The 16491-nt window shown below is 67.3% G+C and carries 12 protein-coding genes; 7 read left to right on the forward strand and 5 right to left on the reverse strand.

Features of this window, described 5'->3' with window-relative positions:
- Positions 1-40 precede the first annotated feature (40 nt).
- Positions 41-433 (forward strand): surface-adhesin E family protein, encoded by a 393-nt coding sequence (locus tag F3J15_RS06715; RefSeq protein WP_166888993.1) that lies wholly within the window; start codon positions 41-43, stop codon positions 431-433.
- Positions 434-594: 161 nt separating this feature from the next.
- Here the strand turns inward: F3J15_RS06715 and F3J15_RS06720 are convergent, their stop codons facing one another.
- From F3J15_RS06720 to F3J15_RS06740, 5 genes are all read right to left on the reverse strand, one after another.
- Complete coding sequence (locus F3J15_RS06720) at positions 595-1770, reverse strand: ABC transporter ATP-binding protein (RefSeq protein WP_166888994.1); 1176 nt, start codon at positions 1768-1770, stop codon at positions 595-597.
- A complete protein-coding gene (locus tag F3J15_RS06725) occupies positions 1767-2420 on the reverse strand; it encodes an ABC transporter permease (RefSeq protein WP_166888996.1) in 654 nt (217 codons plus the stop codon). The genes F3J15_RS06720 and F3J15_RS06725 overlap by 4 nt, the downstream gene beginning before the upstream one ends.
- Before the next feature lie 10 nt (positions 2421-2430).
- Positions 2431-3342 (reverse strand): glycine betaine ABC transporter substrate-binding protein, encoded by a 912-nt coding sequence (locus tag F3J15_RS06730; protein WP_166888997.1) that lies wholly within the window; start codon positions 3340-3342, stop codon positions 2431-2433.
- Positions 3339-4055: an ABC transporter permease gene (locus F3J15_RS06735; protein ID WP_166888999.1), complete on the reverse strand. Its 717-nt coding sequence runs from the start codon at positions 4053-4055 to the stop codon at positions 3339-3341. Before F3J15_RS06735 ends, F3J15_RS06730 begins: the two co-directional genes overlap by 4 nt.
- 624 nt (positions 4056-4679) lie before the next feature.
- Positions 4680-5774 (reverse strand): AraC family transcriptional regulator, encoded by a 1095-nt coding sequence (locus tag F3J15_RS06740; protein WP_166889003.1) that lies wholly within the window; start codon positions 5772-5774, stop codon positions 4680-4682.
- 251 nt (positions 5775-6025) lie between these two features.
- Between F3J15_RS06740 and F3J15_RS06745 the strand changes: the two genes are divergently transcribed.
- From F3J15_RS06745 to F3J15_RS06770, 6 genes are all read left to right on the forward strand, one after another.
- Entirely contained in the window at positions 6026-7417 is a 1392-nt protein-coding gene (locus F3J15_RS06745; RefSeq protein WP_166889005.1) for an APC family permease, read from the forward strand.
- A gap of 57 nt (positions 7418-7474) precedes the next feature.
- Entirely contained in the window at positions 7475-8872 is a 1398-nt protein-coding gene (locus F3J15_RS06750; RefSeq protein WP_166889008.1) for an aspartate aminotransferase family protein, read from the forward strand.
- Between the two features lie 30 nt (positions 8873-8902).
- Entirely contained in the window at positions 8903-10327 is a 1425-nt protein-coding gene (locus F3J15_RS06755) for an aldehyde dehydrogenase family protein (RefSeq protein ID WP_166889011.1), read from the forward strand.
- A 163-nt stretch (positions 10328-10490) separates the two neighbouring features.
- On the forward strand, positions 10491-11996 hold the full coding sequence (locus tag F3J15_RS06760; RefSeq protein WP_166889014.1) for a M81 family metallopeptidase: 1506 nt from the start codon (positions 10491-10493) through the stop codon (positions 11994-11996).
- A gap of 128 nt (positions 11997-12124) precedes the next feature.
- Complete coding sequence (locus F3J15_RS06765) at positions 12125-13312, forward strand: beta-propeller fold lactonase family protein (protein WP_166889018.1); 1188 nt, start codon at positions 12125-12127, stop codon at positions 13310-13312.
- A gap of 447 nt (positions 13313-13759) precedes the next feature.
- Positions 13760-16444: a glycoside hydrolase domain-containing protein gene (locus F3J15_RS06770; RefSeq protein WP_166889021.1), complete on the forward strand. Its 2685-nt coding sequence runs from the start codon at positions 13760-13762 to the stop codon at positions 16442-16444.
- Positions 16445-16491: the final 47 nt, after the last annotated feature.

The following is a 16491-nucleotide window of genomic DNA, read 5'->3' on the forward strand; positions in this document are numbered from 1 at the left end:
AGGCCGCCGGAATTCACCGGGCCGGATTCGAGGAATGAAAATGAAAAGACGCTGGATTGCGGGGGCATGGCTTGCGCTTGTCGCAAGTGGTGCGTGGGCCGAGAACTGGATCACGCTGGGCCCCGGTCCGGCTATCGCGCTCTATGTGGATCCCGCTTCCGTCGAGCGACATCCGCTCAATTCGTGGGTGACGGTCAAGATCGTTTACGCCGAGCCGCGCCGTTACTCGGCGTCGTTTCCGGTGAAGAGTCTCGTTTCCGATTGGTCGTTCGACTGCGAGAACAAGACCTGGGCGATGGGCAAGACGAGCATGGTCGGAGCGCAGCCGGGCCAGGTCTACGTATCTCGCGAAGATTCGGATGATTACCGCTACGTCGAACGTGACTCCATTCAGACGTTGGTCATGGATTATGTATGCGGGAAACACGGATGACGGCAATGGCGTCCGCTCGCCGGTTCCGGTTTGACGAGGTTCGGATGAAGGCGGGTCAACCGATGTTTTATCGCCGGACGTAGCCGCACGTTTTCGCCACCGCGCACGTCATCGAATCGCTTCCCCGGGCCGGTGCGATGGCGCGCCGGCCCGGAGAAAAGTCAGTGCGTGGCGGTTGCCGTGACCGCATCGGCCGGGCTGCCCGGCGGCTGGCCCGTCTGCCGGCGTGAGCGGCCTGAGCTGAGGTACGCGGCGATCGAGTCCTGCGTGATCTCGCCGAGCCAGGCGCCGTCGGGGTCGAGCACCGGCATCCACGACGCGCTGTACTGGTACATCTTCGACAGCACGATGCGCAGGTTGTCGTCCGCCGCGACACCGGCCGGGAAGGGCGTCACGTGCTCGCCGCACACGCCGCCGTCGGTGCGCGCCGCGCGGCGCGTCACATAGCCGAGCGCGCGGCCCGCGTCGTCGAGCACGGTCAGGTAGCGGCAGTCGGTTTCGTCCATCACGGCGAGCGCGTGCGCGAGCGGCGTATCGACCCGTGCCGTTTCGGGCTGCGTGGCGGCGTCGCCGGCCTTCACGAGCAGCAGGCGCTTGAGCGTGCTGTCCTGGCCCACGAACTGCGCGACGAATTCGTCGCGCGGGCGGGCGAGCAGTGTGTCGGGGTGATCGTATTGCACGAGCTGGCCGCGCCGGAACACGGCGATGCGATCGCCCAGCTTGATCGCTTCGTCGATGTCGTGGCTCACCATGATCACGGTCTTGTTCAGTTGCCGCTGCATCTGGAAAAACTCGTTCTGGATCGATTCGCGATTGATCGGATCGACCGCGCCGAACGGCTCGTCCATCAACAGCACGGGCGGATCGGCGGCCAGCGCGCGAATCACGCCGATACGCTGCTGCTGCCCGCCCGAGAGCTCGCGCGGATAGCGTTTCAGGTACAGCTTCGGATCGAGCGCGACCATCGCCATCAGGTCGCGTGCGCGTTCGGCGCAGCGCTTCTTGTCCCAGCCCAGCAGGCGCGGCACGACGGTGATGTTTTCCTCGATCGTCATGTTCGGGAACAACCCGATCTGCTGGATCACGTAGCCGATGTGGCGCCGCAGGTCGACCTCGTCGAGCTGCGCCGTATCCTCGCCGTTGATCAGCACGCGGCCGGACGTGGGGGCGATCAGCCGGTTGATCATCTTCAGCGTGGTGGTCTTGCCGCAGCCCGACGGGCCGAGGAATACGCAGATTTCCCCCTCGGCCACCGAGAGGCTCACGGCGTCGACGGCGCGTACGGTCTGGCCGTCTTTCCGCGTGAAGGTCTTGGTCAGTTTGTCGAGTTCGATCATGTTTTCTGGACTCCCTTCGGTGTCAATGCTCGCTGCAGCATCTGCAGGAGCCGGTCGGCGACGATCGCGAGCAGGCTCACGAGCACCGCGCCCACCAGCAGTTTCATCATGCTGCTCTGGCCGATGGCACGCAGGATCAGCGTGCCGAGCCCGCCCGCGCCGACCACGGCGGCGATCGTCATCACGCCGATGTTCATCACGACGGCGGTGCGCACACCCGCGAGAATCACGGGCACTGCCAGCGGCAGGTCGACGAGCCGCAGGCGCTGCCACGACGTCATGCCGATGCCGGTGCCGGCTTCCTTGATGCCCGCATCCACGTTGTGCAGCGCGAGGTAGGTGTTGCGCATGATCGGCAGCAGCGAGTACAGGAACACGGCGGTGATCGCGGGGGCGGCGCCGATGCCCTGGCCGAAGCGCGAGAAGAACGGGATCATCAGGCCGAACAGCGCGATGGACGGCAGCGTGAGCACGATGGTCGCGACGCCGAGCAGCGGCCCGGCAAGCCAGTCGTGGCGATTGATGAGGATGCCGAGCGGCACGCCGGCCACGATCGCGCAGCCTACGGCGATGCCGACCAGCCAGATGTGCTGCAACGTGAGTTGCAGCAGTTCGGGCCAGCTCGATGCGAGATAGTCGAATACGTTCATCAGGTCTCCTTCAAGGCAGCTTGTGCGTGCGCAGGAACGCGTCGGCGACGTCGCGCGGCGACTTGCCGTCGAGGTCGACCTCCTTGGCCATCGCCTGCATCACGTCGTTGTCGAGCGCGGCCGACAGCGCGTTGAGCTGCGTCGCGAGCTTCGGGTTGCGATCGAGCGTGTCCTTGCGCACCACGGGCGTCGCGTTGTACGGCGGGAAGAAATGCTTGTCGTCCTCGAGCGGCACGATGCCGAAGCCCTTCACGCGCCCGTCGGTCGTGTAGACGAGGCCGATTTTCAACTGGTTGTTGTGCAGCGCCGTGTAGACGAGCCCCGGGTCCATCTGCTTGAGCTGCGCGCGGCTGAACTGCATGCCGTAGGCGGCGAGCAGCGGCTTCAGCCCGTCGGGGCGATTCGCGAATTCCGCGTCCATCCCGAACACGTAGTGCTTCGCGGCCGGGTCGGTTTTCAGGTGCTCGGCGAGCTGCGAGACGGTTCGGATGCCGGTGGCCTGCGCAAGCGGGCTGGGCAGGCCGATCGCGTAGGTGTCGTTGAGCGGCGATGCGTCGAGCCAGACGAGCCCGCGCGGCACGTCGAGCGCCTTGACGCGCCGGTACATTTCCTCGGGCGACAGCTTGTCGTTGATCTTGTTGTAGACGAGCGCGGCGGTGCCCGTGTAGTCCCACATGAGATCGAACTGGCCGTTCTCCAGTGCGCTGCGCACGAGCGTGCTGCCGAGACCCGAACGGACTTCCACGTCGTAGCCGCGCGCGCGCAGGTATTGCGCGGTGACTTCCGCCAGCACGTATTGCTCGGTGAAGTTCTTCGCGCCCAGCACGAGCTTCGCCGCGCATGCCGGTGCGCTCGCCGCCATGCACAGCGCGACGGCGGCGCACAGGCGCGCGAGTGATCGAATGGTGCGGTGGAGCGTCATGCGGCACCTCCATGGCGGGCGAGCCAACGGCGGCTGCCGGCCGCGACGATGCCATCCAGCACGAGCGCGAGGATCGCGGTGAGCGACGCGCCGAGCAGCAGCAGCGGCTGGTTGTCGAGATAGATGCCGGGGAAAATCAGCGAGCCGAGACTGTCCGCGCCGATCAGGTACGCGAGCGGGGCCGTGCCGACGTTGATCGCCAGCGCGGTGCGCACGCCGCCGACGATGATCGGCAGCGCGTTGGGCAACTCCACGCGCACGAGCGATTGCCAGCCCGTCATGCCGATGCCCTTGGCGGCTTCGCGCAGCGCGGCCGGCACGTTCTTCATGCCTTCGTAGGCATTGCGCGTGATGGGCAGCAGCGACGCAAGGAACAGCGCGACGATCGCGGGCACATTACCGATGCCGAAGATGCCCAGCGCGATGGCGAGCACGGCGAGCGACGGGATCGTGTTGCCGATGTTGAAGACCTGCATGAAGCGCTCGGCCTGATGCTGGAAGCGCGGCCGGCTCAGCAGCACGCCGGCCGGTACGCCGACGGCGATCGCGAGCGCCATCGAATAGACGACCAGCAGCATGTGCTGGCCCGCGTAGTACGCGAGATCGTCCGCGCGCTGGCTGAATGTGTCGGCGCCGATGCCGCGGGCGAGCGCCCAGGCGATGGCGACGATGGCGATCAGGCTGCCCACCAGCTGGACAGTGCGTCGAGTCATGAAGATACACCCCCTCAATCTCGGTGCGGCCCACGCGCAGGCGCGCGCCGCGTAGACGCCGGATGGCGCCGCGATGGAAGTTCGTGATCCCGGCATGGCCGCGATTTGAACTGACGGAAACAGTCATGCCGGCCGCAACGAGGTGCGACTGGCGGTCGAGTGAACGCAATGCTGCGTTCGTCTGATTGTCATGTTCGGCCCGGCGGCGCCGTAACGGCGAGGCGCGTTCGAGCAGGGCACCGTCTCGTGAAGACGGCATCGATGCGGCTGGCGTGAAGCCGGCCGCTGGAGCCGGAGGCCCCCTTGACGTGGCGAAACGGATGCATGCGCAATGAATTGCGAAATGACATCACGTTGCGCACGAGATCATGCATTTTGTGATGAAGTTGGGGCGAGTATAGAACAATCGAATGATCGCGTCTACCTTGAGGGGCGATCGCGATTGCGCGCCGACGATCGCGCGGTAGCGATGAAGCGGGGGCGGATCAAGCGTCCGGAAAATGATTCGAATTCCGAATCGACAGGCGAGGCCGTGGACTTGAAGCGGGTTTCGCGAGCGGCTTCGCGTCGTGCTCGACTGTCACGCACCACCGCGTATCCGCACGCAGCCCTGGCGCGTCCGGCTTATTCGCCGACGTCCGGATCGGCGCGCGGCGTCCTGCCGGTCCAGCGTCGATACGCATGACGGAAACTGCGCGGCTCGCTGTAGCCGAGACGTTCCGCGATGGCCGCGACCGTCAGCCCGGGATCGTCGAGCATCCGCACCGCCTCGTCGCGGCGCACGTCGTCGAGCAGCGTCTGAAACGTGAGGCCATCCTTGTCGAGCCGCCGGCGCAGCGTGCGCTCCGTCAGGTGCAGTGCATCCGCGAGCGACGTCATCGACTTGAAGCGCGCGAGGTCGCGCGCCATCAGCTCCTTCGCGCGATCGGCGAAGCGCGTGCCGACCGATGCGGCCCACTGCCGTTCGAGCGCCTCGCACTGACCGTGCAGCGCGTTGAAGCTGACTTCGTTCGCGAGCAGCGGCATCTCGGTGCCGTTCACCGATGTGAATACGAGCCGGTTGTCGCTCGCATTGAACGCGACCTTGCAGCCGAAGTGGCGCGTATAGTCGGCTGCATTGCGCGGCGTGCGGCGCGCGAGCTGTACCTGCGCGGGCCAGACGGGCTTGCCGACGAGATCGGACACGATCAGGCGCAGGCTCGACAGGCACATGTCGACCTGGAACACCTCGAGATCGGGTTCGCCGTTGTAACGGCTGATCGTCACGCTCATGCCGTCCGCGTGTGCATCGATACGCACATCGAAATACAGCCCCATGAACAGCGGAAACTGGCCCATGCACCGGAATGCCTGCATCACCGACCCGCTGATCAGCATCGCGTAGCCGGCGAGGCCGAGCGTCGACACGTGCAGCCGCGCGCCGATCGACAGCCCGATCGACGGCACGCCGCTGCGCTGCAGCAGGTTGTGGAAGCAGCGCTGCTCCTGGCCGCGATTCACGTGCAGGTTCGGCGACGCGACTTCGTCCGCGCCGAGCCCCGTGCCTTCGAGCAGCGCGGCGCCGTCGATATGCCGCACGCGGCACTCGTCCAGCGCGACCGCGATCGCATGGACCGTGGCGGGAATGTCCTCCTGGCGCCCGGCCGGACGCGCGAGGCCGAGCGACGAACGCAGGCTGCGCTCGGCCCGGCTCTGGTCTGGATGGGCGCGGCTGTTCATGGTGCGGACGGGGTGACGGGATCGCGTAGAACATAGCCGCAATGTCCGCAAAACGCCAGTGCCGCACAGCAGCATGCGTGGCTCGCCGGCGCGACACGCGGCGACATGTCCGGAAATATCCCCCGATTACGTCCGCTTTTCTCATTCGTGGCGGATTTTTTGGCGCACCACACTTTCTCCCAGTCGTGCGCCGCCGGCCGTGCCGGGCGAACGAGTGTTGAAGCCGTGAACGCCACCAACGTGAGGACAGCATGGACAACGACAGCCCAGGTCGATACGCATCAGCCGCCCCGACGCATGACTTCGGCGCGCACGCGATGCGAGGCGACGCGGACCCACGCCGCAAGCCGCACCTGCTCGGGCTCGCGACGCTGGTGATTTTCGGCCTCGCGTACATGCTGCCGATGACGGTGTTCACGACCTACGGGATCGTCACGAGCGAGACGAACGGGCACCTGACCGCCGCGTATGCGGTCACGCTGGTCGCGATGCTGTTCACCGCGCGCAGCTACGGCCACATGGCGCGGCTGATGCCGAGCGCTGGTTCCGCCTATACGTTCGCGAGCCGCAACTTCGGCACGTCGGCCGGCTTCATGGTCGGCTGGGCGTTGCTGATGGACTACTTGTTCATCCCGATGATCAGCTACCTCGCGATCGGCATCTACATGAAGCAGATTTTCCCGGGCGTGCCGGCGAGCGTATGGATCGTCGGGAGCATCGTGCTGATCACCGGGCTGAACATCGTCGGCATCCGGCTCGTCAATCGCGTGAACCTGATCCTGATCGCGAGCCAGCTCGTGTTCATCGTGATCTTCTTCATCGCTTCCGCGCGGGTCGCAGCGGGCGAAGGGCTGTCGATGGCCGTCGCGTTGCCGTCGTCGGGCGATGCGCGCGCGATCTTCGCCGGCTCCGCGATCCTGTGCCTGTCATTCCTCGGTTTCGATGCGGTTACCACGCTGTCGGAGGAAACACGCGAGCCGAAGCGCACGGTGCCGCGCGCGATCCTGCTCTGCACGCTGGCGAGCGGCGTGCTGTTCATGCTGGTCGCATACGTCGGGCAGGTGGTGTTTCCCGACTGGCACGCATTCAAGGATCTCGATTCGGCCAGCCTCGAACTGATGCGACGCATCGGCGGCGGCACGCTGTCGGCGTTCTTCGTCGCGGTGTACGTGGCCGGCTGTTTCGCGAGCGCGATGGCGGGCCAAGCGAGCGTGACGCGCGTGCTGTTCGCGATGGGCCGCGACCGGGTGCTGCCCGAACGCGTCTTCGGCCACCTGCATGCGCGGCTGCGCACGCCGGTGCGCGCGACGCTCGCGGTCGGCATCGTGTCGCTGTCCGCGTTGTTCATCACGCTCGATCTCGCGTCGACGATGATCAGCTTCGGTGCGCTCGTCGCGTTCGCGGTCGTGAACCTGTGCGTGATGCGCAGCTATCTGTGCCGGCCCGAGCATCGCCGCTTCGCGGGTTGGATCACGTTCGGCGTGATGCCGGCGATCGGCTTCGCGATGAACGTGTGGCTCTGGTCGGGCCTGTCGCGCCAAACGTTCTACGTCGGCATCGGCTGGCTCGTGCTCGGCCTCTGCCAGCTCGTGTGGCTCACGCGTGGCTTTACGCGCCCGGCGCCGACGCTGTCGATGAATTGAATGACCGGTGGCCGACTGCCGGCCGCCGGCTCTGAAACCCTGAAGGAGGAATCATCCATGAACGCTGTTGACGTCAATCTCGATGCGGACCTGCAGGCCATCGGCAAACGCCACCTGCTGATGCATTTCACGCACGCCGATGCGTATCGCGACCACGCGCTCACCGTGTTCGACCGCGGCGAAGGCTGCTGGCTCGTCGACCGCAACGGCAAGCGCTACTTCGACGGGCTGGCCGGGCTGTACTGCGTGCAGGTCGGGTACAGCCACGGCGCGGAAATCGGCGACGCGATCCGCGAGCAGATGGTGCGGCTGCCGTTCGCGACCAACTGGGGTGTCGGCCACGAGCCGGCGATCAAGCTCGCGCACAAGCTCGCGACGCTCGCGCCGAAAGGGCTGAACCGGGTGTTCTTCACGTCGAGCGGCTCGGAGTCGAACGAATCGGCGATCAAGCTGGTGCGCCAGTTTCACCAGTCGCGCGGCGAGCCGCAGCGGCGCAAGTTCATCGCGCGGCGCGTCGCGTATCACGGCACGTCGTTCGGTGCGCTCGCGCTGAACGGGATGACGAACTTCCGCAAGCATTTCGAGCCGCTGATGTCGGGCGTGCGGCACGTGGGCAATACGAAGCGCTACGGCCGACCGGTGGGCGAGACGGAAGCGCAATTCACGCGCCACCTGCTCGACGAGATCGAATCGCTGATCGTGCAGGAAGGGCCGGATACCGTCGCCGCGATCGTCGTCGAGCCGCTGCAGAATGCGGGCGGCAGCCTGACGCCGCCGGCCGGCTATGCGGCCGGGCTGCGCGACATCTGCGACCGGCACGGCGTGCTGCTTGTCGCCGACGAAGTGATCTGCGGGTTCGGCCGGCTCGGCGAATATTTCGGCTCCGCGCGCTACGGGCTGAAGCCGGACATCATCACGTTCGCGAAAGGCATCGCGTCGGGCTACGTGCCGCTCGGCGGCGTAATCGCGAGCGACGCGGTGGTCGACACGGTGCTCGACGGCCCGCAGCAGATGTTCCTGCACGGCGCGACCTACGGCGGCCACCCGGTTGCATGCACGGCCGCGCTCGCGAACCTCGCGATCATGGAGCGCGAAGGCGTGCTGGAGAACGTCCGCAGCAACGAAGCGGTGTTCCGCCAGACGCTCGACGGCCTGCTCGAACTGCCGTGCGTCGGCGACGTGCGCGGCGACGGCTACCACTACTCGCTCGAACTCGTGACCGACAAGGCCGCGCGCCGCTGGGCGGCCGGCATCAGCGCGCAGGCGTTCGTGTCGACGCTGCTCGCGCCCGCGATCTTCGACGCAGGGCTGTTGTGCCGCGCGGGCGTCGATCACGAAGGCACGCCGATCGTGCAGTTCTCGCCGCCGCTCGTGATGTCGCGCGACGAGATCGTGTGGTTCGTCGCGAAGATCCGCGACATCCTCGTCGACACCTATGCGCGGGCGACGCGCTGAGCGCGGCGTCCTTCATTTCAGGAGCATTCGATGAGAACGTCACGACAATCCTATATCGACGGCCAGTGGCTCGATCCGGCCGATGCACGATCGATCGACGTGATCGATCCGGCCACTGCACGGCCGTATGCGCAGCTCAGGATCGGCGACTCAGCCGACGTCGATCGCGCAGTCGGCGCGGCGAAACGGGCCTTCGACACGTATTCGTGCTGGCCGGTGGACGAGCGTGTCGCGCTGCTGCGGCGCGTGCTCGAGATCTACCAGCGCCGCTACGAAGAAGTCGCGCGGACGATCAGCCAGGAAATGGGCGCGCCGATCGCATTTGCGCGTGCGGCGCAGGCCGCGGTCGGCACCGCGCACCTCGAGCAGACGATCCGCGCGCTGCAGTCGTTCCGCTTCAGCACGCAGACCGATTCGCTGCTGGTGTCGCACGAGCCGATCGGCGTGTGCGCGCTGATCACGCCGTGGAACTGGCCGATCAACCAGATCGTGTGCAAGGTCGCGCCGGCGCTCGCCGCCGGCTGCACGATGGTGCTCAAGCCGAGCGAGATCGCGCCGTTCAGCGCGATCCTGTTCGCGGAGATCCTGCACGAAGCCGGCGTGCCGGCCGGTGTGTTCAACCTCGTTCACGGCTACGGGCATGAAGTGGGCGACGCGCTGTCGCGGCACCCGGATGTCGACATGGTGTCGTTCACGGGCTCGACGCGCGCCGGTGTCGAGGTCGCGAAGGCGGCCGCCGATACCGTGAAGCGCGTGCACCAGGAGCTCGGCAGCAAGAGCCCGAACCTGATCCTGCCCGATGCCGATATCGAGGAGGCGGTCACGCGCGGCGCGCGCAGCTGCTTCAGCAACAGCGGCCAGTCGTGCAACGCGCCGACGCGCATGCTCGTGCATGCCGACCATCTTGCGCTGGCCGAGCAGGCCGCGCGACGGGAGGCGGAACGCACGGTCGTCGGCGATCCGCGTTCGACGGAAACCGGCATCGGGCCGGTGGTCAGCCGCACGCAGTTCGACCGCATCCAGCACTTCATCCGGCTGGGGATCGAAGAAGGCGCGACGCTCGTCGCCGGCGGGCCGGGGCGGCCGGACGGGCTCGGCGACGGGTTCTACGTGCGGCCGACGGTGTTCTCGAACGTCACGCCGGACATGACGATTGCGCGCGAGGAGATCTTCGGGCCGGTGCTGGCGATCATGACCTACCGCACCGAGGACGAGGCCGTCGCGCTCGCGAACGATTCGGTCTACGGGCTCGCGGCCTACGTGCAGTCGAAGGATATCGAGCGTGCGCGCAGGGTGGCGGCGCGGTTGCGGGTGGGCAACGTCCACATCAACTACCCGCCATGGAATCCGGCCGCGCCGTTCGGCGGCTACAAGCGTTCGGGCAACGGCCGCGAGTACGCGGAGTTCGGCCTCGTCGAGTATCTGGAGACGAAGGGCACGACGGGGTACGCTTGAGCGGCGCGCGGATGCGCTGACCGGGTGGCGGCGTCCCGATGGGCGCCGCCGCACCTTTTCATCGATGGACCGATGGATCGATCGGGAGGAATTCGACGATGCAGATGATGGAGACGACCGAAGACAGGCGCAGCGCGACGGCGTGTGCGGAGGGCCGCATGCGATGAAGATCCTGATCGCCCGGATGAACCACGAGACCAACACGTTCTCGCCGGTGCCGACGCCGCTTGCCGCGTTCGGCCGCAACGGCCCCGACTGGGGCGACGACGCGTATCGCGCGAATCGGGGGATGCGCACCGCGATGGCCGCGTTCCTCGACGCGGCCGAACGTGAAGGCGCCGAGATCGTGACGCCGGTATCGGCGGCCGCGAACCCGAGCGGGCCGGTTGCGGCCGACGCGTACACGGCGATCTGCGACGCGATCGTCGCGGCGGCGCCCGGCTGCGATGCGGTGATGCTCGACCTGCATGGCGCGATGGTCGCCGAGCAGAGCGCGGATGGCGAGGGCGACCTGCTCGAGCGCGTGCGCGCGGCGCTGCCCGGCGCGCCGATCGCGGTCGCGCTCGACCTGCACGCGAACGTCACGCAGAAGATGATCGATCACGCGGACGTGATCGTCAGTTTCAAGACTTACCCGCACGTCGATATGGTTGAGACCGGCGAGCACGCGGCGCGCGTGCTGCTCGACCGGCTGCACGGCCGCGCGCGGCCGGTGCTCGCGTGGCGGCAGCCGCCGCTGATGACGTCGACGCTGCGCAGCGCGAGCGCGGAAGGCGCGATGCGGCGCGCGGTGGAGGCCGCGCGCGCGGCCGAGGCCGACGGGATGCTCGCGGTCTCGGTGCTGCCTGGCTTCTCGCTCGCGGACATTCCCGCGCCGTGCATCAGCGTGGTGGTGGTGGCCGATGGCGACCGGGCCGCCGCCGACGCGGTGGCCGAGCGCATCGCGCGGCAGATCTGGGACGAGCGCGACGACTTCGTCTATCGCAGCGCGCCGCTTGCCGAATCGGTTGCGCAGGCTGCGACGCTCGCGCGCGGCGCGGATCGCCCCGTGCTGATGCTCGATCACGGCGACAACTGCATGTCGGGCGGCCCGTGCGACACGATGGACCTGCTCGAGGCCGCGCTCGCGCACGGACTGGACGGCATCGTCAGCGGGCCGTTGTGCGACCCGCAAGCCGTCGCGGCGCTGATCGACGCGGGTGTCGGCGCGACCGTCACGGTACCGGTCGGCAACCGCCTGCCGTCGCACGGCGGCGTGCGGCGCGCGCCGTTCCGCGCGACCGGCGTCGTGCGCGCGCTCACCGACGGCGAATACGTGATCACGGGGCCCACTTACACAGGCCAGCGTGCGTACATGGGCCGCACGGCCGTGCTCGACATCGGCGCGGCCACGCTGGTCATTACCGAGCGTACGCAGGAGCCGTGGGATCTCGGCGTGTTCGAGAGCGTCGGCGTCGATCCGCGCCGCGCGCGTTTCCTGCTGCTGAAGTCGCGGATGTATTGCCGGCCGGTGTTCGTGCCGATCGCGGCCGCGCTGGTCGAATGCGACAGCCGCGGCGTGACGGGTTCGGACTACGGGCTGTTCCGTTACGAGCGGCTTGCTCGGCCCGTGTATCCGCTCGACGATGTGGGCGAATGGTCGTCGTCCGGCGTGCGACGGGCGGATTGACGGAACCCGACCGGGCGCGAGACGCCGGAATTACCGGCTTTCGGGCATCATGCGATGGCACCGACCCGTCGAGCAGCAGGGTCGATGCCATCCATTGTGTCCGCAACCGATCCGGAGAATCGACCGACATGCATTCGAATCCTTTCCGCCCGCGCAGCGCGCGCCTGCTCGCCGCGCTGACCCTCGCCACGACGGCCGTTGCCGCCCACGCCGCCGACTGGATCGTGTCCGGCAACGACGGCAAGTACCAGCGCGTCGAGGGCCGCGACACCTATCTGGCTTCGCCGCCCGCCGACACGCTGACGCTGCTCGACGCCAGCACGTTCCCGCCGAAAGTCGCGCTGCAGGTCGACGTCGAGAACGGCATCCAGGGGCCGCCGCAGGCCGTCGCGATCACGCCCGACGCGAAGCTCGCGCTCGTCGGCGCGCCGACACGTTACGACACGGCCGCGAAGCAGCTCGTGTTCGACACGTTCCTGCAGGTCGTGAATCTCGACGCCGCGCCGCCGTCGATCACGCGCATCGAGCTCGGTACACATCCGCAAGGGATCGCGATCGACCGCTCGGGCAAGCTCGCGCTGGTCGCGAACGTCGACGGCAGCGTGTCGATCCTGCGCATCGACGGCACGAACGTGACGCTCGACGGCAACCTGAAGATCGGCAAGAAGCGGCTGGCCGGGATCAGCTTCACCCATGACGGCAAGCATGCGCTCGTGTCGCTGCGCGACGAGCAGGGCATCGCGGTGCTGAACGTCGACGACGGCAAGGTGACCGACAGCGGGTCGCGCCTGAGCACCGGCGTCGCGCCTTACACGATCGACGTGTCGAGCGACAACCGCTGGGCCGTCGTCAGCAACGTCGGGCTCGCGGGGCTGCCGGGCTATACGGGCACGCTGGCGGGCGACGCCGATTCGGTCGCGCTGATCGACGTGTCGCGCGTGCCGTTCCGCACCGTCCAGTACCTGAACGTGCCGTCGCTGCCGGAAGGCGTCGCGATCTCGCCGAACGGGAAGTGGATCGCCGTGCAAGCGATGGACGGCTCGAACCTGACGGCCGACAATCCGGGCCGCCACAAGATCGGCAAGGTGCTGCTGTTCGAGATCCGCGACGGGCAGGCCGTGAAGGTGAGCGAGCTGCCCGGCGGCGAAGCCGCGCAAGGCATCGTGTTCACCGCCGACAGCCGGCACGTGATCGTGCAGTTCAACGTCGAACGGCAACTGGCGCTCTATTCGGTCGAAGGCGGCAAGCTGCGCGATACGGGCAAGCGGATCGCGCTGACGGGTGGGCCGTCGTCGTTGAGGACGTTGCCGCGCTGACGCGCACGGCGTTGACGCGTTCAGTTTCGTCGGTTCATGCGGCGCCCGGGTTCGCCGGGCGCCCGTCAAAGCACACCCCCTGTGCGCCGCCGTTGCAACGCAACAAATGGCGGAAATTCGTACCCAAAGCCACTTAACGCCGGATTGTTTAGTTAAACAAACTGAAAATTCGGGAAACTTCTTGTAGTGAATAAACAGTCGTTGCGGCACTGTAAGCCCCTGGGAAGCATGTGACGTACCGGGAGACAGGGCGGTGGAGGCGACGGTTGCGGCAGCAACGATCGTCGCCGGGTGTTCGCATGTGAAAGTCAGCGTGACGTCGCTTGGGGCCAGTCGACGTCACGCCGCGCGGCATCGATGTGCCGCGCAGGGCCGCAAGCCAGGCGGCGTGCCGGATGATCGTCGGCGCCGGATCAATCGTTTTAATTAACGGTACTAAACGAAAAAATGAAAAATCCACGACTCTTGCTCGTCGCCGCACTGACTTGCGCGGCACTGGCCGCGTGTGGCGGCGACGACGTGAACAGTGTCCGGACGGCCAGCAGCGGCGCAGGAGACACGCCGTCGACCGTGCCGCCGACGGCGGGGCCGTCGCAACCGTCCCAGCCGGATCAGCCGACCCCGCCGAAGCGCACCAACATGGCGTTGACGCAGTTCGTCAATCCGTTGATCGGCACGCAGGTCAACGCGGATTCCGGCTACGCGGGCAACGTGAGCCCGGGCGCGATGGTGCCGTTCGGGATGGTGAATTTCGGGCCGAACACGCCGCGCTACAACTTCAACGGCTCGGGCGGCTACCTGTCGACGGGCGGGGCGGGCGGCACGATCGACTTCTTCAGCGTGACGCACCTGAGCGGTGTCGGGTGCCCGGGGCAGGGCACGGTCGCGATGTTGCCGACCGACGCGGCGACGGCCGTGGCATCGGGCGGCCGGCCGATCGGCATCGGGTACAGCTACGCGGATGAAACGGCTGAACCCGGGTACTACAAGGTGCGTCTCGCGAACGGCATCGTGACGGAGCTGAGCGCGACTGCGCGCTCCGGCATCGCGCGCTTCACATACACGAACAAGGACAAGGGCTTCTTCTCGATCGACGCGAAGCTGAACGGCAACAGCGATTCGGGCAGCACGAAGGTCACCGCGAACAACGTCGCGCTGGCGCTCGCGAGCGACGGCAAGTCGATGAGCGGGCAGGCCGTCGCGCCGGCATTCTGCACGCCGTACGGCACGGTGTGGAATGCGCCCGTGTACTTCTACGCGACCTTCGACAAGCCGCTGCGCAAGCAGGCGGGCACCTCGGCGGTGAATACCGCCAGCAACGGCGCGGCGACGCTGCAGTTCGACCTGACCGACGCGGACCGGACCGTCACCGTAAAAGTCGGGGTTTCGTCCGTCAGCGTCCGGAATGCGCAGGCGAACCTGAAAGCCGAGGGCGAGACGCTCGCATTCGACGACGCACGCAAGAATGCGTCCGGCCTGTGGAACGACCGGCTCAACACGATCCAGATCGACCAGGCCGCGACACCCGCAGCGCTGAACGCGACGCAGAAGGCGAACCTGACGAAGTTCTACACCGCGCTCTATCGCGTGTTCGGCACGCCGACGCTCTACAGCGACACGAACGGCGAATTCCGCAGCATGCGCCAGCCCAGGAACGCGGATGGCAGCTATCCGAAGTCGGTCGACCAGACCGGCACCATTCCGCCGCGCGCGACGGCCAAGGTCGGCGACTATGCATTCCGGCGCGCCGACGGGTCGCAGGGCGGCGCGGGCAACCACTACACGGGCTTCTCGCTGTGGGACACGTACCGGTCGCAGGTGCAGCTGCTGGCGCTGCTCGCACCGAAGGAGTCGAGCGACATGATGCAATCGCTCGTCGTCGACGGGTTGCAGTGCGGTGCGTTCCCGCACTGGGTCGACGGCAGCGACGACTCGACGCCGATGGCGGGCGACAACGCGCTGAACGTGATTGCCGGCGCGTACAAGTTCGGTGCGACCGATTTCGACCTGGTGTCGGCCGCCCGCCTGACGAAGCAGTCGGTGTTCGATCCGTCCAGCGCATGCAACGACCGCACGAGCGCGGCGGGCCTGGCCAATTTCCTGACGGCCCACTACCTGTCGCAGAGCGACGACGGCCACTCGTCGTCGGCCACCATCGAGCGCGTGCTGAGCGACCGCTCCGCGGCCGCGTTCCTGCAGGCGCTGCCGGCGAGCGTGCTGAACGCGCCGTCGGTCGGCGTGACGACCGACAACATCGGCACGCTGTACACGCGGGCCGGGTGGTGGCGCAACATCTTCGACTACACGAACAAGGTGATCGCCGCGCGCAACGCGCCGCCGGCCGGCTCGGCGCCCGGCACGCTGGGCACGCTCGTGCAGGGTTCGTTCCACGAATCGACGGAACCGAACTACTTCTGGACCTTCGCGCAGGACTGGAGTGCGCTGATCGATGCGATCGGCGGCAAGCAGGCGGCGGTCGCACGGCTGAACAACCTGTTCGCGATCACGACGCCGTTCTCGACCGTGCCGTCCTCCGGCAGCCTGAACGGCGGCGAATCGTCGAACAACCTGTACATCGGCAACGAACCCTCGTTCCAGTCGCCGTGGGGGTACAACTGGGCCGGGCAGCCGAGCGGCGCACAGTACGTTCTCCCGATCATCATGTCGAAGTCGTTCACGACCGCCCGCGACGGGCTGCCGGGCAACGACGACATGGGCGCGACGTCGAGCTGGTACGTGTGGGCGGCGCTCGGCATGTTCCCGGTCATTCCGTCGGAAGCGGGGATGGCACTGTCCACACCGCAGTTCAGCGGGATCACGGTCTGGTTCGGCAACGGCAAGACGCTGCGGCTCGAAAGCGACAAGCAGGTCGCGATCGACAGTGCGGGGCGCCCGTCGTTTGCGTATGTCCAGTCGCTGAAGGTCAACGGCGCGGACTACGCGGGCTCGTGGCTGCCGCTGGGCAAGATCGCCAACGGCGGCACGATGAACTACGCGCTGTCCGCGACGCCGACGCAATGGGCGGCCGCCGACAACCTGACGCCGCCGTCCGGGCCGAACGCGGACTACACGCAGATGACGGCCGGCGGGTCGTCGGCCGCGATGCGCATGCGCCAGGTCGGCGCGCGATAAAAGCAGGCGGGCACGCGCAGGGCCCGCCCTGCGCGCTCGTCGAGACG

It is taken from the genome of Burkholderia sp. Ap-955 (genome assembly GCF_011753045.1).
GTDB classification, from domain to species: Bacteria; Pseudomonadota; Gammaproteobacteria; order Burkholderiales; family Burkholderiaceae; genus Burkholderia; species Burkholderia lata_D.